Source organism: Bacillus pumilus (assembly GCF_009937765.1).
GTDB classification, from domain to species: Bacteria; Bacillota; Bacilli; order Bacillales; family Bacillaceae; genus Bacillus; species Bacillus pumilus_O.
This window is the reverse complement of record NZ_CP047089.1, coordinates 2,286,676-2,303,425: the sequence shown is the minus strand read 5'-3', so window position 1 is coordinate 2,303,425 and position 16,750 is coordinate 2,286,676. Positions and strand designations below refer to the sequence as shown.

Annotated in this window: 23 protein-coding genes; 15 read left to right on the top strand and 8 right to left on the bottom strand. The window is 39.7% G+C overall.

Features of this window, described 5'->3' with window-relative positions; all coding sequences use genetic code 11:
- Nucleotides 1–99 precede the first annotated feature (99 nt).
- The 6 genes from GPS65_RS11315 to GPS65_RS11290 all read left to right on the top strand — a co-directional run bounded on the left by GPS65_RS11315 (nt 100) and on the right by GPS65_RS11290 (nt 3,938).
- A complete protein-coding gene (locus GPS65_RS11315; RefSeq protein ID WP_012010279.1) occupies nt 100–780 on the top strand; it encodes a hypothetical protein in 681 nt (226 codons plus the stop codon).
- A 250-nt stretch (nt 781–1,030) separates the two neighbouring features.
- Nucleotides 1,031–1,201: a YozD family protein gene (locus GPS65_RS11310; protein WP_012010277.1), complete on the top strand. Its 171-nt coding sequence runs from the start codon at nt 1,031–1,033 to the stop codon at nt 1,199–1,201.
- Nucleotides 1,202–1,249: 48 nt separating this feature from the next.
- Nucleotides 1,250–1,858, top strand: a complete 609-nt coding sequence (locus GPS65_RS11305) for a phosphatase PAP2 family protein (protein ID WP_119125012.1) — start codon at nt 1,250–1,252, stop codon at nt 1,856–1,858.
- A gap of 54 nt (nt 1,859–1,912) precedes the next feature.
- On the top strand, nt 1,913–2,230 hold the full coding sequence (locus GPS65_RS11300) for a YodL domain-containing protein (protein WP_012010275.1): 318 nt from the start codon (nt 1,913–1,915) through the stop codon (nt 2,228–2,230).
- 113 nt (nt 2,231–2,343) lie between these two features.
- Entirely contained in the window at nt 2,344–3,039 is a 696-nt protein-coding gene (gene deoD, locus GPS65_RS11295) for a purine-nucleoside phosphorylase (protein WP_012010274.1), read from the top strand.
- A 68-nt stretch (nt 3,040–3,107) separates the two neighbouring features.
- Nucleotides 3,108–3,938 (top strand): M15 family metallopeptidase, encoded by an 831-nt coding sequence (locus GPS65_RS11290; RefSeq protein ID WP_012010273.1) that lies wholly within the window; start codon nt 3,108–3,110, stop codon nt 3,936–3,938.
- A 50-nt stretch (nt 3,939–3,988) separates the two neighbouring features.
- Here the strand turns inward: GPS65_RS11290 and GPS65_RS11285 are convergent, their stop codons facing one another.
- Together GPS65_RS11285 and GPS65_RS11280 are read right to left on the bottom strand one after the other, a co-directional pair.
- The gene (locus GPS65_RS11285; RefSeq protein ID WP_003216113.1) at nt 3,989–4,240 is read right to left on the bottom strand and encodes a hypothetical protein; all 252 of its coding nucleotides are present in this window, start codon (nt 4,238–4,240) and stop codon (nt 3,989–3,991) included.
- Between the two features lie 92 nt (nt 4,241–4,332).
- Entirely contained in the window at nt 4,333–5,031 is a 699-nt protein-coding gene (locus tag GPS65_RS11280) for a class I SAM-dependent methyltransferase (RefSeq protein WP_119125011.1), read from the bottom strand.
- Between the two features lie 151 nt (nt 5,032–5,182).
- On the opposite strand from GPS65_RS11280, the gene GPS65_RS11275 reads away from it, so the two are divergent.
- Together GPS65_RS11275 and GPS65_RS11270 are read left to right on the top strand one after the other, a co-directional pair.
- The gene (locus GPS65_RS11275) at nt 5,183–6,568 is read left to right on the top strand and encodes a S41 family peptidase (protein ID WP_144482120.1); all 1,386 of its coding nucleotides are present in this window, start codon (nt 5,183–5,185) and stop codon (nt 6,566–6,568) included.
- Nucleotides 6,569–6,913: 345 nt separating this feature from the next.
- Nucleotides 6,914–7,828: a class I SAM-dependent methyltransferase gene (locus GPS65_RS11270; protein WP_119125009.1), complete on the top strand. Its 915-nt coding sequence runs from the start codon at nt 6,914–6,916 to the stop codon at nt 7,826–7,828.
- Between the two features lie 194 nt (nt 7,829–8,022).
- Here the strand turns inward: GPS65_RS11270 and GPS65_RS11265 are convergent, their stop codons facing one another.
- From GPS65_RS11265 to GPS65_RS11255, 3 genes are all read right to left on the bottom strand, one after another.
- Nucleotides 8,023–9,516 (bottom strand): sodium:solute symporter family protein, encoded by a 1,494-nt coding sequence (locus tag GPS65_RS11265; protein WP_144482119.1) that lies wholly within the window; start codon nt 9,514–9,516, stop codon nt 8,023–8,025.
- A complete protein-coding gene (locus tag GPS65_RS11260; protein ID WP_003215965.1) occupies nt 9,516–9,719 on the bottom strand; it encodes a DUF3311 domain-containing protein in 204 nt (67 codons plus the stop codon). The genes GPS65_RS11265 and GPS65_RS11260 overlap by 1 nt, the downstream gene beginning before the upstream one ends.
- 237 nt (nt 9,720–9,956) lie before the next feature.
- Nucleotides 9,957–10,574 (bottom strand): nitroreductase family protein, encoded by a 618-nt coding sequence (locus GPS65_RS11255; protein WP_012010267.1) that lies wholly within the window; start codon nt 10,572–10,574, stop codon nt 9,957–9,959.
- Between the two features lie 139 nt (nt 10,575–10,713).
- Between GPS65_RS11255 and GPS65_RS11250 the strand changes: the two genes are divergently transcribed.
- Complete coding sequence (locus GPS65_RS11250; protein WP_012010266.1) at nt 10,714–11,046, top strand: winged helix-turn-helix transcriptional regulator; 333 nt, start codon at nt 10,714–10,716, stop codon at nt 11,044–11,046.
- 75 nt (nt 11,047–11,121) lie between these two features.
- Nucleotides 11,122–11,340 carry a hypothetical protein gene (locus tag GPS65_RS11245; RefSeq protein ID WP_003215921.1) on the top strand — a complete coding sequence of 73 codons (219 nt, stop codon included), beginning with the start codon at nt 11,122–11,124 and terminating at the stop codon, nt 11,338–11,340.
- A 40-nt stretch (nt 11,341–11,380) separates the two neighbouring features.
- Here GPS65_RS11245 and GPS65_RS11240 read toward each other — a convergent pair whose 3' ends face one another.
- Nucleotides 11,381–11,854 (bottom strand): Hsp20/alpha crystallin family protein, encoded by a 474-nt coding sequence (locus tag GPS65_RS11240; protein WP_012010265.1) that lies wholly within the window; start codon nt 11,852–11,854, stop codon nt 11,381–11,383.
- 95 nt (nt 11,855–11,949) lie between these two features.
- On the opposite strand from GPS65_RS11240, the gene rarD reads away from it, so the two are divergent.
- From rarD to bshB2, 4 genes are all read left to right on the top strand, one after another.
- Nucleotides 11,950–12,855: an EamA family transporter RarD gene (gene rarD, locus GPS65_RS11235; protein ID WP_012010264.1), complete on the top strand. Its 906-nt coding sequence runs from the start codon at nt 11,950–11,952 to the stop codon at nt 12,853–12,855.
- A gap of 78 nt (nt 12,856–12,933) precedes the next feature.
- Nucleotides 12,934–13,215: a hypothetical protein gene (locus tag GPS65_RS11230; protein WP_012010263.1), complete on the top strand. Its 282-nt coding sequence runs from the start codon at nt 12,934–12,936 to the stop codon at nt 13,213–13,215.
- Nucleotides 13,212–13,562 (top strand): YojF family protein, encoded by a 351-nt coding sequence (locus tag GPS65_RS11225; RefSeq protein ID WP_012010262.1) that lies wholly within the window; start codon nt 13,212–13,214, stop codon nt 13,560–13,562. The genes GPS65_RS11230 and GPS65_RS11225 overlap by 4 nt, the downstream gene beginning before the upstream one ends.
- Nucleotides 13,563–13,580: 18 nt before the next feature.
- Nucleotides 13,581–14,246 (top strand): bacillithiol biosynthesis deacetylase BshB2, encoded by a 666-nt coding sequence (gene bshB2 / locus GPS65_RS11220; protein WP_119125007.1) that lies wholly within the window; start codon nt 13,581–13,583, stop codon nt 14,244–14,246.
- Between the two features lie 44 nt (nt 14,247–14,290).
- Here bshB2 and GPS65_RS11215 read toward each other — a convergent pair whose 3' ends face one another.
- Both GPS65_RS11215 and GPS65_RS19625 read right to left on the bottom strand, forming a co-directional pair.
- Nucleotides 14,291–15,652 carry an MATE family efflux transporter gene (locus GPS65_RS11215; protein WP_119125006.1) on the bottom strand — a complete coding sequence of 454 codons (1,362 nt, stop codon included), beginning with the start codon at nt 15,650–15,652 and terminating at the stop codon, nt 14,291–14,293.
- 58 nt (nt 15,653–15,710) lie between these two features.
- A complete protein-coding gene (locus tag GPS65_RS19625; protein ID WP_260851547.1) occupies nt 15,711–15,836 on the bottom strand; it encodes a hypothetical protein in 126 nt (41 codons plus the stop codon).
- 79 nt (nt 15,837–15,915) lie between these two features.
- On the opposite strand from GPS65_RS19625, the gene cdaS reads away from it, so the two are divergent.
- Entirely contained in the window at nt 15,916–16,542 is a 627-nt protein-coding gene (gene cdaS / locus GPS65_RS11210; RefSeq protein ID WP_088003473.1) for a sporulation-specific diadenylate cyclase CdaS, read from the top strand.
- Nucleotides 16,543–16,750 lie beyond the last annotated feature (208 nt).

Genomic DNA, 16,750 nt, shown 5'->3' with positions numbered 1-16,750 from the left:
AAATAAAATGGCGTTTTGCATGGTGTGGTTGCCCATGCAGAATTCCTTGCGCCGGCATACGATACGTTAAGACCAAAAGTCGGGCAAGGGGGAGACAGAATGAAGGCGAAAGCACCAAAATATCAAGTAGGGGATATTGTCGTCGTTGTCATGTACGGCACAGTCGGAACGATTACAAAAGTCCATCAAATTGACCAGCACTATTTGTATGAGGTCAATCATAATGAGGTGCTTTATTTTGAAACATCACTTCAGCTTTACGATGAGTACGACGGGGTGATTGTGGATACAGAAAAGCTGGACATTGAATATGAGTTCCTCATTGGCGATGTTGTATATGTAAAAGACTACGGAAAAGAGCTATTTAAAATTATTGGCCATCGGACTGAAATATGGCGATACCTTGATGATGGCTGGGAAGATGTCATTTACGAACTCACGAGGCTAAAGGACGGAGAGTGGCTGGAAACAGAAGAGGAAGACTTAACGCTTGTCCTGAGGAAATATGAGATGGACCAGTTCGTTCATCAGCTTCTTTTTGTGCATTACGTGGGTGAAACTTCAAAAGAAATGGAAGAAGATATGGTGCAAACGGCTCTATTACAATTAGAAGAGAAACAAGAAAGCGAAGCATCACTAGAATTCCTCGCTGTATCTATAGTGGATGAGCTTCTTGATATTTATAATGACTATAAAATTCTCTACGAATTTTTCGAAGATCCAGAATACAAAGATATGATGGATTTTATATTGGAAAGTTTACACGAGCATTTTGGTTAAAGAAAGACTTGTCCTAACACGAATAAAAAATAAGGCACACAGAAAAAAACAATCACATAAAACCATCCCCTCAAGATACGGCCCATCACCTGATCAAACATTTCTCCATCTAATATGTTGAACCATTTCATTGCCTCAAACCCCTTTTCTTTTTGTTTACTGCATTTATATGTATGGAATGAGCCATTATGACAAACTGTAATAAAAAACAGGCGACGTTCATACATCATAAAAAAGGAGGCGGAATGTAATGAAAGAAGCAGATTTGGTGATTGATACAGAGGAAATTGCGGAATTCTTCTACATGGAGCTGATCAAAAGAGGGTACATACCTGCGGAGCTGGAAACGTTTGAGCTGGCTGACATTACGTTTGAATATATGCTGAAAAAAACAATGATAGTTGAAGAAGAGGCGTGGTAGGCACTATACTTTGAAGAGATTCTGAAGAGAGGGAGGAGAATCTTTCGCGTGTATATCTTATGTCTTTTGATTTTATTTGGCGCCATTGCTGCGCTCATGGTATCTGGTGCGGGTCAAGCATTGGACAACCAGATCATTTTATCGTTTGAGAGCATCAGACTCCCTTTTTTAAATGATGTCATGCTGACTTTGACAGACTTTGGCATTAGTGCGCTGCTCGTGCCCATCATGCTCATTTTCAGTGTCGCTTTATTCATATATAAGCGCTATTACTCTATCATGATGCTTTTTCTATTATATCTCACAGAAAAAACCATTAATCATGAACTAAAAGGGCTGTTTGCTAGAGAGCGCCCAGCCTTTGATCATCTTGTCAATGAAACGTATTACAGCTTTCCGAGCGGACATTCGATGAATGCAGCCACCATCTATCCGTTTATAGCTTACCTACTCGTTGAAATGATTCCATGGCTGAAAGAAAGGCAAAAAATCGTCTATTTGATCACAGGGATCTGTGTTCTTATGATTGGGGTCAGCAGAATGTATATCGGCGTTCATTTTTTGACAGATGTGGCAGGTGGTTTTGCGATAGGACTTGCTTTATTCCTCATTTGTAAAAAGATTGACGAAAAATTGTCTGTCATTCGACAAAAGTAGAAGAAGGAAATTGACAGATCCCAGCCAATTTTATATAAAAGGGGAGGGATTTGAATGCAATTGACGTTGAGATTTTTTCAAAAGAAACCTTCAGCATTTCACTTAACCATTTATCAGACACCTGAATATGGCGCTGCAAGCGGGCATCAGCCTGTGTACCGGACAAAAATTGGCGGCAGAACACACCTGGATGTTCTGGAAAAAGCATTCTCGACATTTAATGTACATGATACAGTCCCTAGTGATTACAATGCACGGTTTATGACAACAGGCGATATTGTTGTGATTGATGATAAGAAAAAAGGAAAGTGCTATTATCAGCTTTTTCCGGCAGGATGGAAACGCAGTGAGCGACTGATGACAATGAGTTAAATAGATGATTGATGATGCCAGCTTGAGCTTCAGCTGGTATTTTCTTTTTTGGGCTCAATCGTTTATACTTAATAGGACAAATCACATAGTAAACGTAAGTGGAGGCTAAAAACATGAGTGTACATATTGGAGCAGAAAAAGGACAAATTGCAGAAACGGTATTGCTGCCAGGCGATCCGCTTCGTGCGAAATATATTGCAGATACATATTTAGAAGATGTCGAATGCTATAACGAAGTGCGCGGCATGTATGGTTATACTGGAACCTACAAAGGAAAGCGCGTTTCTGTACAAGGAACTGGAATGGGCGTACCTTCTATTTCGATTTATGTGAATGAACTCATTCAAAGCTATGATGTTCAAAACTTAATCCGCGTCGGATCTTGCGGGGCGATCAAAAGGGATGTCAACGTACGTGATGTCATTTTAGCTCAAACCTCTTCAACAGATTCACAAATGAATCGTGTGGCGTTTGGACCGATTGATTACGCACCTTGTGCTGATTTTGGACTTCTTAAGAAAGCTTACGACACAGCGGAAGCAAAAAATGTCGCTGTACGTGTCGGCAATGTATTTACAGCAGACCAGTTTTATAATGAAAAACCACTGGAGCTCATGGCTCAATACGGAATTCTAGCAATTGAAATGGAGACAACCGCTCTATATTCGCTTGCAGCAAAATTTGATCGAAAAGCGTTATCTATTCTGACAGTGAGCGATCATGTTCTCACAGGAGAAGAAACAACGGCTGAAGAGCGTCAAACGACATTTGACGAAATGATCTTAATTGCGCTAGACTCCGTTTTATAATACTATAAAGGGTGTGCTACGATGTAGCGCATCTTTATTTTTTTAGAAGAGCAAAAGGAAGGTATGTCATGAAGAAAAGCTATAAAATACTCTCAATCGCATCGATTCTTGGTTTGACAGCCGCATTATCGGGCTGCCAGTTGCTGGATCAAAAAAGCGGTACATCTGAATCGAACAAAACAAACGAACAAAAAAGCGCAGAAAATTCATCTACCCAGCAAAACTCAAACAATACAGCAGATTCATCTGATCAAGAGCTGACGTTAAAGAGTGAATATTTCAATGACATCAAGGTGGTAAGCGGGCTGAAAACCATTCAAAATCCTGCAAACGTGCTAGCACTTGTCAACAAAGAATACGCATTACCAGGAACCTATAAACCTTCTGATCTCGTTGTACCAAAAGTAGAATTCTCTTTTTCAGAGGATATTGAAAAACGATATATTCGTAAAGAAGCAGCAGAAGCACTTGAGACATTATTCAAAGATGCGAAAAAGAAAAACTTCGAGCTGGCTGCCGTATCTGGCTATCGTTCCTATGACCGTCAAAAGGTCATTTTTGATAGTGAAGTCAAGTTAAAAGGCAAAGAAAAGGCGCAAGAAGCAGTAGCATTACCAGGCGAAAGTGAACATCAAACAGGCCTTGCGATGGACATTTCTTCAAAAAGTGCCGGTTTTGACATCTCTGAAAAGTTTGGTGAAACACCTGATGGCAAATGGGTGGCTAAAAACGCCTATAAATATGGTTTTATCATTCGCTATCCAAAAGGAAAAGAAGATATTACAAAATATGAATATGAGCCGTGGCATCTACGTTATGTTGGAAAAGAAGCCGCAAAAGCGATGCATGATCACGATTTAACATTTGAAGAGTACATGAACAAAGTAAAGAAAATTTAATCAAATAAAAAGGCCTCCCAGCTATTCGGGGGGCCTTCTTTATTCTTCTTTTAAAAAAAGAACAATCCTGCTAATGCAAAACCTGTAATGAACCCAAGCCCGATGCCATAAGCGGCACCCCAGCCGTAATATCCACCGTAATAACCAAAGCCAAAGCCGCCGCGAGAACCGCCGACTGGACGAATATACACTTTACGGTTTGTCACCCGCTCAATGCGTCCAACATGTACTCTGCCATTACGATCTGTGATTCTAGCGACTTTTCCCATATGCTGCTGACAAAGCTTTTGATAGCGCTCCATATTTTTCCTCCTTATGACAAACTCTTTTCATTCTTATCCTATGCGAGAGACCTCATAGAGTTTGGACAAAACATATAGGAGATTCGCTCATTTTATACAGTACATTCAAATAGAATGTGGCTTAGATGCTTTCGGTGCGCCTGAATCAGATCGTAGTGTGTTTGCATCGTTTCGTAAAGAGAAGGCGGGATATACTCAGATAATTCCATTTCTGTCGGCTCTTCTTGTACCATGTGTTCATCAAATGAGAGAATGCGAACGTCTTGTAATCCTGCTGCTTTTAGCTGCTCCTGCCAATCTTCAACTGAAAAGAGTGCGTGAAACCCGTAAAAATCTCGAACGGTCGCAAGCTCCTTCGGCGTAAGGGGTGCTTTTAATACTGCTTCATTTGCAATCATTTGACTTCCAGGAGCAAGCACACGTTTGATCTCAGCAAGTGCTGCTGAAAGGTTCGTAAAGCTTAAAACAGATTCACTAATCAGAAGATTGAACGCTTCATCTGGGAATGGCAGCTGTTCGATCGATGCTTGCAATGCGCGGATCGGCAGTTCTTCTCGTTCAAATCGCAGATTGGCTTTTTCAATCATCAAAGGGTGTGTATCAATCGCCTCTACCTGATAACCAATATTGCCTAAATATGCCGCCGTTTGTCCAGTTCCGCATCCTGCATCCAGTATACGTGCCTCTGGCGTCAATTTTATATGCTCAAGCATCGTTTTTGTTAGCTCTATTCCACCAGGATGGGCACTAGATACGCCAAAATAGGCAAGCATTTCTACATAATCACTCATAAAATCCCTTCTTTCCTTATCAAGTTCCTCTTTAAAGATTATGCAATGTAAGGTCAAATGGCTTATCTTTTCAAAGAGAACTTCGATCCTTTGGTTGACGGATGGTGCATCGTCCTTGATAATAATGAAAGGAGATAAAGGTGGTGTTTTTTTGAAAAAACAATTTAAGTTCGTCATCGCCATTCTAGTGACAGCGGCACTGTCCTCAGCGATTACATTTGTGATCACAAAACAAGGGGCTGTCAATGTCTCAGGAGATGAGAAGTTTAGTAAACTCATGGCTGCGTATACGAAGGTAAAAGATGAGTATTACGAAAAAACGGATGATCAAAAACTAGTAGATGGTGCGATTCAAGGAATGATTGCATCACTTGATGATCCATACTCTACATATATGGATCAGGAGGAAGCCGAAGGATTTAACAACACCATTTCTTCATCATTTGAAGGAATTGGTGCGCAAGTAGAAGAGAAGGATGGACAAATTTTAATTGTCACACCGATAAAAGGCTCTCCTGCTGAAAAAGCCGGGTTGAAACCTCATGATCGTATTTTAAAGGTGGATGGAAAAAGCACAAAAGGCATGTCAGTCAATCAAGCAGTCTCTCTAATCAGAGGGAAAAAAGGTACCGATGTGAAGCTGCACCTTAACCGCCAAGGAGTGGGCAATGTTGATGTGACCATCACAAGAGACACCATTCCGGTTGAAACAGTGTATGCAAAACTCACAAAAGACAAAATAGGAGAAATCCAAATTACGTCCTTTGCTGAAACAACATCGAAAGAGTTAGATAAAGCCATTGATGACCTCGAGAAAAAAGGGGCAAAAGGGTTTGTCATTGACCTGAGAGATAATCCAGGCGGCATCATGACAGAAGCGATTGAAATGAGTAATGACTTTATCGATAAAGGGAAAGTCATCATGCAAGTAGAAGAAAAAGGGAAGAAAGAAGAGTACAAGGCTGAAAAAGAACGTAAAGTTCATCAGCCGGCAGTTGTCCTTGTAAATGGCGGCTCAGCCAGCGCTGCAGAAATCATGGCAGCGGCTCTGCACCAATCTTCAGGTATTAAAATTATTGGTGAAAAAACGTTTGGTAAAGGAACTGTTCAAAATGCGCAAAGCTATAATGATGGTTCTAGTGTCAAGTTAACCATTGCTAAGTGGCTGACGCCGGATGGTTCATGGATTCACAAAAAAGGAATTGAACCACAGGTCAAAGCATCACTCCCAAGTTATGCAAAGCTGCCATACTTAAGCCCGAAAAAAACGTATCAGCTGAATGACAATGGAGATGAAGTCAAAGCGGCTCAAAAAATGTTCCAAGCGCTTGACTACAAAGCAAAAGCAAATGGTGAGTACGATCAAGCCTTCCAGACGATCGTCAAAAAATTCCAAACAGATAACGATCTGAAAGTAGACGGAATTTTGACGGGAGATACAACGACAGTACTGATGACAAAAATTCAAGATAAGCTAAAGAACAATGATACGCAAATGAAAAAAGCAATTGAAGTCTTGAAAAAAGATATGAAATAAAAAAACAGTCTCATCAGATGACTGGTTTCGGACTGTAGATAAACCCCACCTTTACTTTAAGTAGAGTGGGGTTTTTATATTTTTTGATAAAAACTTAAAGTGTTTTACGATGCATAGCATGCACTGAAACCATTTTGGGATAAGGTAATACTTCCTTCTTTTTTGCTCCATCTAACGCTTGCTAAGTGAGAATATTTGTACAAAAAAAGCTGCGATAAATAATTTATATTGACAAAATAATTTAGTTATGCTATAATTTACTTTTAAATTTTTTGAGTATATAATAGGATTCTCCTGGCCAGGAGAATCCTATTTTTTTGTTCTAAAATGAAGGAGTGTGTCTGTATGAAGAAAAATGAATCAAGTGTGACTTCGTTAATATCGGCTTTTGCCAGATCCTATCATAGTCAATTTGATACCCCTAAAATCTTTAATGATTATTTAGCCAAAGAATTCATTTCGGAAAAAGAATTCACTGAAATCAAAGAAAATATGGTCCAAGGCATACACTTCTTCAACAAAGATATCGCACAGAAATTTGAGGGAAATACAGAAGAAATATTAAAATGGATTACACAAGTCCAACTTTCTCCAATCACCTTGTCACGAGCTGCGTATTGTGAAAAAATATTACTTCATGAGGTAGCGCTAGGATTAAGACAATACGTCGTACTTGGTGCTGGATTAGATACTTTTAGTTTTCGACATCCAGAATTGGAAAACAGCTTAGAAATATTCGAAATTGATCATCCCGCTACACAGGAATTTAAAAAGCAAAGGTTGGACGAGGCTAAATTAAAAATCCCAAGTAATCTTCATTTTATTTCTATGGACTTCACCAAAAATTTGTCCTATCAAAACCTAAAAAATAAAGGATTTGATCACAAAAAGACGTTTTTTAGTCTTTTAGGTGTTTCTTACTATTTAACGAAAGAGGAAGTTTCAAGCTTAATAGATGATTTATTCACCAAGGTTCCATCAGGAAGTTCGATCGTTTTTGATTATGCAGACGAAAAACTATTCGAAGAAAAAGGAATCTCTAATAGAGTTGAAAATATGGTGAAAATGGCTTCAATAGGCGGAGAACCGATGAAATCATGTTTTTCGTACTTTGAAATCGAAAAGATGTTAGAAAAATCAGATTTACTCATTTATGAACATTTATCACCTGAAAAAGTGAATGAACTGTATTTTAACAATAGAGAAGATGACCTGTCAGCTTTTGAGACCATTCATTACATTCATGCTATAAAAAAATAAAACACAATGAACATGGTGTTATAGTAGACTTTGTCTTCTTTTCAGCGTGATAGAAAACCTTTGAAGTCTAGGAAGGACGAGCATCGGAGCGGAGCGAATTGAACATTCGTGAGCACCGAAGCGCAGATCTGACACCGAATGCGAGGGTTTGTCTACACGCTGAGCAGTCCTCATAAGGGACTGCTTTTTTAATCTCATACTTCGTTTAGGGTCGTCGCTGTTTTGTCGTGATCTTTTTCAAATAGATCATTCATGACAGAATTGGCTGTGACCTTCTTTTGAAAGAATGGATTCAAAAGAAGGATGACCACAACGTTTGCTAGTAAACCAAGAAATCCTTCATAAAGACCAAACGTGACTTGTGAGATATTGGCTGTAAAGGTGACGATGATGCCAACAACTAACCCCGCAATCGTTGCTTCTCTCGATTGTTTTTTCCAGAACAAGCTGATCGCAATGGCAGGGAAGATTTGAACCATTCCTGAAACACCAATGAGCTGAAGCGTTACAAGTGCTGTTGGGAAGAGCATTCCGAATAGTAGAGCCAGCCCAATGACGATAAATACCATTGAACGAGTGATCATGGTCAATCTTTTAGGTGATACATTCGGATGAATTAAATCACGATATAAATTATTGGCAAATAAATTCGATGCACCAATGGCCATGATCGAGCATGGAATGAGGGAAGCAAGTGCAATCGTTGAATAAGCAAGACCCTGCATCACGCCGCCATATGACGTTTGAATTAAATGAAGAAGTGCAAATCTTGGATTCGTATCTTCTGGTAAGACTAAGAAGGCAATAAATCCAAGGAAGATGACCAAAATCAATACAATGTTATAAAGAGGCAAAAACATACTGTTTTTACGGATAGCATCTGCACTTTTGGCTGTGAAAACCCCTGTTGCCGCATGTGCCCACATAAATAAAGCAAGGGCAGAAACGCCTGAAGCGGTAATGAACCATAAAATACCTTTAGGGCCGCCGTCAGGAATTGTCAGAAGCTGTGGCGCTTCCTTCGCTAACGTATTCATCATCGGAGTCCAGCCGTTAAAATGAATGATTGGTAGTGAAACCACCATAAACAGCATGATGACCCAAACGAGAATATCTTTGATAATCGCTGTATATGTAGGACCTTTTATCCCGCTGAAAAATGTATAAAGTGCAACTAAAATAAATGAAATAATAACAACTGCATTCACATTAATATAACTAGTTCCAGCGACAGTTAACGTATCTTGAATTCCGCTTAGTTGAAGACAAATATAAGGAATGAGCATAAGTACTCCAATAATCGCAATGAGACTGGATAACAGCTTGCTGTCAAAGCGCTCACGTGCATAGTCAGCAAGCGTTGTGAGGTTGTGATTTTTCGCAACCGTCCATAGCTTTGGTAAGAAGAAATAAGCAATAAAATACGCAAGAACTGAATAAGGAATAGCGAAAAAAGCGACACTTCCAGCTGTATAGGCTGTACTAGTGAGCCCTAAAAAGGTATAAGCTGTGTATAAATCGGCGCCAACAAGGAACCAGACGAGCAGCCCGCCAAATTTCCTCCCGCCGACAGACCATTCCTCTACTGATTGTCTGGATGATTTATCACGGCCAGCGGCAAATCCAATGACCACCACGATGAAAATGATACTTGCTGTAATCAATAAAGCTGTCAAATTTCCTTGCATTAGTCAGTTCCTCCATTTGAATGTTGCATCCGATAAATGATAAATGTACAGACTGGTGTGAGAACAATCCATAGTAAGAGCCAGAAATGGAAAAAAGGCAGGCCGATCACAAATGGATGAATACGATTCGCAAAGGGCAGCAGTGCGAGCTGTCCGATAAATGGAATCGCTATAAGTAGTGCCAGTATCAATTTTTTATTCATGATTCCCTCCTGAATTTTTTGTAATTTCATAATAATAGCAGTTGTCAGATTAGATCACAAGACCATTTTCAGAAAAAACAATCATTTTGGAGAATATCATACTAATATAACGCTTTCATTCTTAAAAAAAGAAAAAGTGTAGATGAAAAGGGGGGAAGTAAAAAGAAAATATGCAAAAAATAATATTTAAAGCAAATAAAAAAAGCCCCAGCACGAAAGCTGGGGCCTTGCCATTTTTTAAAGAAAATCAGAAACTTCTTCGATGTCGAAACGGTTGCTTTTATGAGCTTCTTTCGCTGCTTTACCAACTGAAATCAGCATGACTGGCTCGTAACGGCCGCTTACATTGAATTCTTTGATGAAGGCTTCCTTACTGAAACCACCCATTGCACATGTATCATAGCCCATTGCTTTTGCAGCAATCATTAATTGCATAGCAGCTAATGAAGCATTTGAATACGCAGCTTCACGTGCATACTGCTCGCTTTGATATGCGCCATTGATTTGAGTCATCAATGTTTCTTTGATGTCTTCAGTAATGAACCCTTGTTCTGCCAGCTCACTGTAGATTTTTTCGCCATTTTGATTGGCTTCAAGATCACCTAGTACAGCAATAACAGCTGATGCTTGTGAGATTTGTTTTTGGTTATAAGCGATTGGAAGTAACTTCGCTTTGGATTCAGCACTGTGGAACACAGTAAAATGCCAATGCTGAAGGTTCCACGCAGATGGAGCTTTTGTTGTGATATCAAGTAGCTCTGTTAGCTCTTCTTTTGTCATTTCATGAGTTGTATCATACTCTTTTACTGAAGCTCTTTGTTTTAAAATGTCAATCGTTTTTTGATCAGTCGCCATATGGATATTTCCTCCCGTTTTTGCAAATAGTATGGTACAATAACTAAAAAAGTGAGAAACTTACTTATTGTAACTAGAGATATTTTAAATTGTATACCGTTAGTTTGTCAAACAATCATGAAAAGAAAGGCTGAAATTTATGGAATTTCAATTATGTCCACACATTCAGCAAGCTTTTTTACTGCTAGGCAAAAGGTGGAATGGTCTCATTATTCATGTATTGCTTGATGGTCCAAAGCGATTTAAAGACATGACGGACATTATCCCATCTATCAGTCAGAAAATGCTCGCAGAGCGTTTAAAAGAACTTGAGGAAGAAGGGATTATAAAGCGAACTGTACTTCCTGAGACGCCTGTTAAAGTCATTTATTGTTTAACTGAAAAAGGAAATGCGCTACATGATGTGTTTCATGAGGTATCTAGGTGGGCAGGGGAATATACAGCATCTCATGAAAAAAAGGAGCAAGCCTAGTTTCAGGTTTGCCCAAACGTTTTGACTCCTGATGAATATGCTGATCTTAGGCACATGACAAAGGAGGAGAAATGCATGTACCCTCATACTCCGTATTTCCGAGGCGGCGCCCCTGGCATTCCGCCATATGAATCCAGAGTCCCTTTGTTTTTTGGTTTTGGCGCTCCTTTAGTCGGCGGACTGCTTGGCGGATTTTTAGGAAGTGCGATTTTTAATTATCCCCGTCCATATTACCCGCCACCACCACCGCCTGTTCCACCACCTTATGGCGGAGGATATCCACCATATTATTAAGAAAAAAGAGTAAGCCTGCTTCTATACAAAAGCAGGCTTTTTATAATGGAATATCGATTTCAGAAATCCCCGGATCATCATGTTTTAAAAACATAATCTCCAAAATACCGTCCTGATATGAAGCTTTCGTTCCTTTTCTTTTCACAGCAGCAGGGAGGACGACTTTCTTCTGCGTACCTTCCTCAGGAAAATGATCAATAAATAGCAGGTTGGCTGTATGTTTGATTTTTACTTTTTCTGTGTTCGGCCGAGCAAGCTCAAGCTTAACGAACACGTGATCAGTGGTTTCAAACACTTCCACTTCGGGTTCTTTTTCTTTTTTGACGTCTGTTTCTTTCGTTTTTTGATGTTGAGAGAGTGGGTCCTGAAAAGGGAACTGAGCAGGATAATTGGAGCCGAATACACTTTCCATCACTTGATTGACGTACTGCTCGACGTCTTTAGGGTCTGAATTTTTTAAGGCTTCTTTTGAAAATTGCTTTTGAAAAGGGAATAATCGGTTCCAGTCAAACATGCAAATCATCCTTTCTAAATGCCCTGAATTAGTATATGCCCATTCACTTGAGTGCGTGCTATAATATACGATAGGTTTAGAAAGGAATGGTTAGATTGAACGAACAACAGCAATCAAAAGGTGTTCTCTATACGGCAGCATCTTTTACATTATGGGGGTTATTCCCGTTATATTGGAAACTGATGGAACATATTTCGTCAGGCGAAATTTTAGCGCACAGAATTTTATGGTCATTTGTTTTTATGTGCGGTATTCTTCTGTATTTAAAACAAGTCCGGCCAGCCATGCAGACAGTGAAGGGTCTCATGCTCGATGGTAAAGCACTTTTTTCATTACTACTATCTGCTATTTTAATATCGGTTAACTGGTATGTGTACATTTGGGCAGTCAACCATCATCTTATGCTAGAAGCTAGTTTAGGGTATTATATTAATCCGCTTGTCTCTGTTTTACTAGGGATCATTTTCTTGAAGGAGCGGCTCAATAAATTACAAACCATTGCGATTTTAATTGCCGCAGCAGGAGTGATTCTTTCTACGATTCAGTACGGTTCATTTCCTGTTGTTGCCATATTACTTGCCTTTAGCTTCGGTTTTTATGGATTGATTAAAAAAAGAATGAGCTTTACGAGTGCCATTGGTTTGACCATTGAAACGCTGCTTCTCGCACCGGCAGCTCTTGTATACTTATTGTTCTTCTTAAAAGAACCTGTCGTGACAATGAATCCTAACAGCTTCGGATCGCTTGGTCTGTTATTCTTCGCAGGGGTCTTTACTGCGGTACCGCTTCTTTTATTCTCTGAAGGGGCAAAAAGAATTCCTCTTTATCAAGTGGGTATTTTGCAATACATTGCACCAACGATTACGCTGTTTTTGGGGTTGTTTGTGTATCACGAGCATTTATCTTCAGCTAAAATTGTGACGTTTCTTTGTATCTGGGTGGCGATTTTATTGTTTACGACCTCTCAATTACGCATGAAAAAAACAGCGAATTCTCATTAAGTTCGACGAGCAGTTTGCTTTTTTTTGAAGGCGGATCATGTCATAATAAGTTGTTACCAAAACTGTAGAGGTGATTACATGTCATCAGCCAATGAGCTTACAGCTGCTTATCAATCTTTATGGAAAAATCGTCAGCTTGATGTCGACAATATGACTTCTTTACTCGAGGCAATTTGTGATGATTTAAGTGATGCGCGCACTCATCCGAGGGCGAGAAAATCATTCCATCAAAAATATGTACTTGCTGTAGAGAGAATATTAGAAAGTGGGCTTGGGCATGATCATCAACTGCAGCTGATCAGCTTACATACAAAAAAGCTGCGCGAATTAATTCAAAATGAAGGAAGGAACCACTCATGAAACCAATTCAAACGGAAGATGTCACAGCACATCTTGAATCGTTTTTAAATCGCCCAGTCTTCGTTCATCTTGAAACGACGACTGGTTCTTATTCAGCTCATGTAAATGAACAAAATATGACGGTCGTTGCCTATATCCGCAATGCGAAAGTCGTCTATTCACAGGCAAAAATAAAAGGACAAGGTCCGTACCGTGTTGGAATGAAAACAGAAGATGGTTGGATTTACGCAGAAGGCTTAACCGATTATGAATTTGATGACCAAGGCCGCTTGCTGTTAGCAGGGCACTTGCCAGACGGGAAGCTAGCGATCTCATTACAAATTAGTGAAACACCATTTCAGGTGTAGAAGAGAGGGTGACGAGTCATGAATGAACATGTACTAGTGATGCTGCCTCACCCAGATGATGAATCGTTTGGGGTTGCAGGTCTCATTGCACAAAGCAGAAAACGCGGCATCCCAGTCACGTATGCATGCGGGACACTTGGGGAAATGGGTAGAAATATGGGCAGCCCAACATATGCCAATCGGGAAACACTTCCTGAGTTAAGAAAACAGGAATTAATCAATGCCTGCAAAGAAATGGATATCACAGACTTACGTATGCTTGGTCTTCGCGATAAAACGTTGGAATTTGAGGACGACGAGTATTTAGCTGATGTGATGGAAACCATCATTGATGAAGTCAAACCTACACTGATTGTCACGTTTTATCCTGGACATGGTGTACACCCTGATCATGATGCGACAGGGGAAGCAGTAATCCGCGCTCTTTACCGTAAGAAAAAAGAAGATCGTCCTGTCACATACTGCATGGCGATTACGAAAAATAGAGAAGAAGTGCTCGGAAATGCAGATATTACGATCGACATTACAGATGAAGCAGATATCAAATTAAATGCTTTAAGAGCACATAGAACGCAAACAGAAGGCATGCTGAGAGAGCTTGAACAAAAGCTAAAAAACAAAGAACCTGTTGTCCAAAAATGGTTCGATGAAGAAATCTTCTGGACATACCAATGGAATGACTAAATAAAAAGCAGCTGACATCGATCAGCTGCTTTTTTGTGTTGTATTTAGTGACTGGGCGCTTGCTGAAGCAAACGTTTTTCCATCAATCTGAGACGGATAAAGAGGACAACAGCACCTGCTGCAAGTCCTGCAATGAGACCAATCCAATACCCGAATGCCCCATACGAGGTATAGGTGCCAATCAGATAGCCGGAAGGAAGGCCGATCACCCAGTATGAAACAAATGCGGCAATGAGCGTATAGTTCACATCTTTATAGCCGCGTAGCGCCCCTTGAATAGGTGCAGCAATGGCATCTGACAGCTGGAAAAAGATCGCATAAATCAAGAAGTGCTGTGTCAGCTGTAAAACAGCCGATTCAGCTGTATATAAACCAGCAATTTCTGGTCTAAATAATAAAATGAGTGCTGCCGTAAACAAGGAGAATAATACCGCCGTTCCAATTCCGATATAGCTATAGCTTTGCGCATCTTTATAGCGCTTGGCACCGGCTTCAAACCCAACGACAATCGTTAAAGCCATTGAGATACTGAGCGGTAAAATATATAAGATTGAAGCAAAGTTCATCGCGGCCTGGTGACTTGCAATCGTCACAGTATCAAAGTGCCCCATTAATAACGTAACAGCAGCAAAGATACTCGTTTCAAAAAAAATCGCAAACCCAATAGGAAGACCAATTTTCAGTATTTGCCCCATACGGGAGATATTGATTCGAGGCAGTTTTTGAAACAAATGAAATGAGGCAAAGGGTTCTGCTTTCATGACAATACAAATACTCATGATAAAAATTGCCCAATACGTCATCGCAGAAGCAAGGCCAGCTCCCGCACCGCCAAGCTTTGGAAAGCCAAAATTCCCAAAAATAAATACATAGTTTAACACAAAGTTAATCGGAAGTGCTGTTAACGTGATAAACATCGTTACACGTGTTTTTCCTAATGCATCAATAAATGACCTAAACACCGAATAACCAAACAGCGGGATAATACCAAAAGCAAGAAAACTTAAGAAATGGCGGGCAATATCCTCTACGGATTGTTCCAGTCCAAGTCCCCCTAATACGTAAGGGATGCCAATTGTTCCAATCGTAATCACACAGATACTTAAAAGAAACGATAAATAAATCGCCTGAAAGACAGCCTTTGGAACATCTTTTTTATGCCCCGCGCCCATCAGCTGCGCGACAATTGGCGTAACGGCCATTAATATACCAGCAAGTCCTGTATAAACGGGTGTCCAAATGCTTGAACCGATCGCAACACCCGCAAGGTCTTCTGCACTCACTTTTCCAGACATGACGGTGTCTAAAAACGTAATAAGCGAAAGACCCGCTTGAGTGATTAAAATCGGAATCAACATAGTTAAAAATAGTCTCACCTTAGCTCGAATGCTATTTGTTTCTCTCATCATAAGTTCCTCTCTGAACAGAAATAACGAGAGGATTATATCATGCTATGTAAAAAAATCAATTCTCCGTCGGATTATTTTTCTTTGATGGCTTCGTTTTTTTAAACATTTGGGCATAAATAAAGGAAAGACTGACAACACCTAAAATGCTGCAAGCATATTGAATCACTTTCTGAACGGTCATTATTAAGTCACCTCCATAACAATAGAATGCGCATCATTTGTTATTTTATGACAACGAAAAGGAGGAGGGAAAAGATCAAATGATCAATCGTACAAATGAAGAAGCACAATTTAAAGTGGGTATGAGAACACACTTGATGAAAATTATGAAAGATGCAAGTGACATTATCGATTCTCTTGATGAAATTGAGCAATGTCTACTTTGTGATCTTGAGTCATTACATGATGAGTTTAATGAAATGCATGCAGAGGCTTCCTCGTTTTATTTGCAATCGTATATGGAAGAATACACACCCGGATTTGCTCAATTTTCGTTAGCCATTGAAAACTTATCAAAACAAAAACACGGGGCATTGATTGTGATTCAAAGGCGGGATGAGGTTGAGGATTTTATTCAAAGAGGGACAAATCTTCATGCGAAAATAAGTGCATCATTAATTGAAAGCATTTTCTACCCAGGAAATCCACTTCATGATGGTGCGCTTTTAGTCAAAGAAAATACGCTCGTATCTGCGGCAAATGTGCTGCCGCTTACTTCAAAAAAAGTCAGTCCTTCTCTCGGGACAAGACACAGAGCTGCGATTGGACTCTCTGGCATGACCGATGCACTTGTTCTCGTCGTTTCAGAGGAAACAGGGAAAATGTCATTTGCGAAAGAAGGCGTCCTTTATCCGCTCACTGTAAAAGAGCCTGAAATCAAAAAATAAAAAAGCACTCGCTGCATTCTTCATTCGGAAGAATGCTTTTTTCATTCGAGGAGAAAAAACAGGCAATTAAGTAAAAAGTCATTTGATACAGAAAAATTTGTCATGTAGAATAGAACTATGAAACTAGCAACGTGCTTGTTTTGACAAATTTCTAAACGTCAACTTAAAAATTCCTTAAAAAATGTTTATAAATACAGTAATCTGCCGA

Coding starts and splice junctions, on each gene's coding strand:
- GPS65_RS11315 (WP_012010279.1), top strand. CDS start 100: ATGAAGGCGAAAGCACCAAAATATCAAGTAGGGGATATTGTCGTCGTT.
- GPS65_RS11310 (WP_012010277.1), top strand. CDS start 1,031: ATGAAAGAAGCAGATTTGGTGATTGATACAGAGGAAATTGCGGAATTC.
- GPS65_RS11300 (WP_012010275.1), top strand. CDS start 1,913: ATGCAATTGACGTTGAGATTTTTTCAAAAGAAACCTTCAGCATTTCAC.
- deoD (WP_012010274.1), top strand. CDS start 2,344: ATGAGTGTACATATTGGAGCAGAAAAAGGACAAATTGCAGAAACGGTA.
- GPS65_RS11290 (WP_012010273.1), top strand. CDS start 3,108: ATGAAGAAAAGCTATAAAATACTCTCAATCGCATCGATTCTTGGTTTG.
- GPS65_RS11285 (WP_003216113.1), bottom strand. CDS start 4,240: ATGGAGCGCTATCAAAAGCTTTGTCAGCAGCATATGGGAAAAGTCGCT.
- GPS65_RS11280 (WP_119125011.1), bottom strand. CDS start 5,031: ATGAGTGATTATGTAGAAATGCTTGCCTATTTTGGCGTATCTAGTGCC.
- GPS65_RS11270 (WP_119125009.1), top strand. CDS start 6,914: ATGAAGAAAAATGAATCAAGTGTGACTTCGTTAATATCGGCTTTTGCC.
- GPS65_RS11265 (WP_144482119.1), bottom strand. CDS start 9,516: ATGCAAGGAAATTTGACAGCTTTATTGATTACAGCAAGTATCATTTTC.
- GPS65_RS11260 (WP_003215965.1), bottom strand. CDS start 9,719: ATGAATAAAAAATTGATACTGGCACTACTTATAGCGATTCCATTTATC.
- GPS65_RS11255 (WP_012010267.1), bottom strand. CDS start 10,574: ATGGCGACTGATCAAAAAACGATTGACATTTTAAAACAAAGAGCTTCA.
- GPS65_RS11250 (WP_012010266.1), top strand. CDS start 10,714: ATGGAATTTCAATTATGTCCACACATTCAGCAAGCTTTTTTACTGCTA.
- GPS65_RS11245 (WP_003215921.1), top strand. CDS start 11,122: ATGTACCCTCATACTCCGTATTTCCGAGGCGGCGCCCCTGGCATTCCG.
- GPS65_RS11240 (WP_012010265.1), bottom strand. CDS start 11,854: ATGTTTGACTGGAACCGATTATTCCCTTTTCAAAAGCAATTTTCAAAA.
- GPS65_RS11230 (WP_012010263.1), top strand. CDS start 12,934: ATGTCATCAGCCAATGAGCTTACAGCTGCTTATCAATCTTTATGGAAA.
- GPS65_RS11225 (WP_012010262.1), top strand. CDS start 13,212: ATGAAACCAATTCAAACGGAAGATGTCACAGCACATCTTGAATCGTTT.
- bshB2 (WP_119125007.1), top strand. CDS start 13,581: ATGAATGAACATGTACTAGTGATGCTGCCTCACCCAGATGATGAATCG.
- GPS65_RS11215 (WP_119125006.1), bottom strand. CDS start 15,652: ATGAGAGAAACAAATAGCATTCGAGCTAAGGTGAGACTATTTTTAACT.
- GPS65_RS19625 (WP_260851547.1), bottom strand. CDS start 15,836: ATGACCGTTCAGAAAGTGATTCAATATGCTTGCAGCATTTTAGGTGTT.
- cdaS (WP_088003473.1), top strand. CDS start 15,916: ATGATCAATCGTACAAATGAAGAAGCACAATTTAAAGTGGGTATGAGA.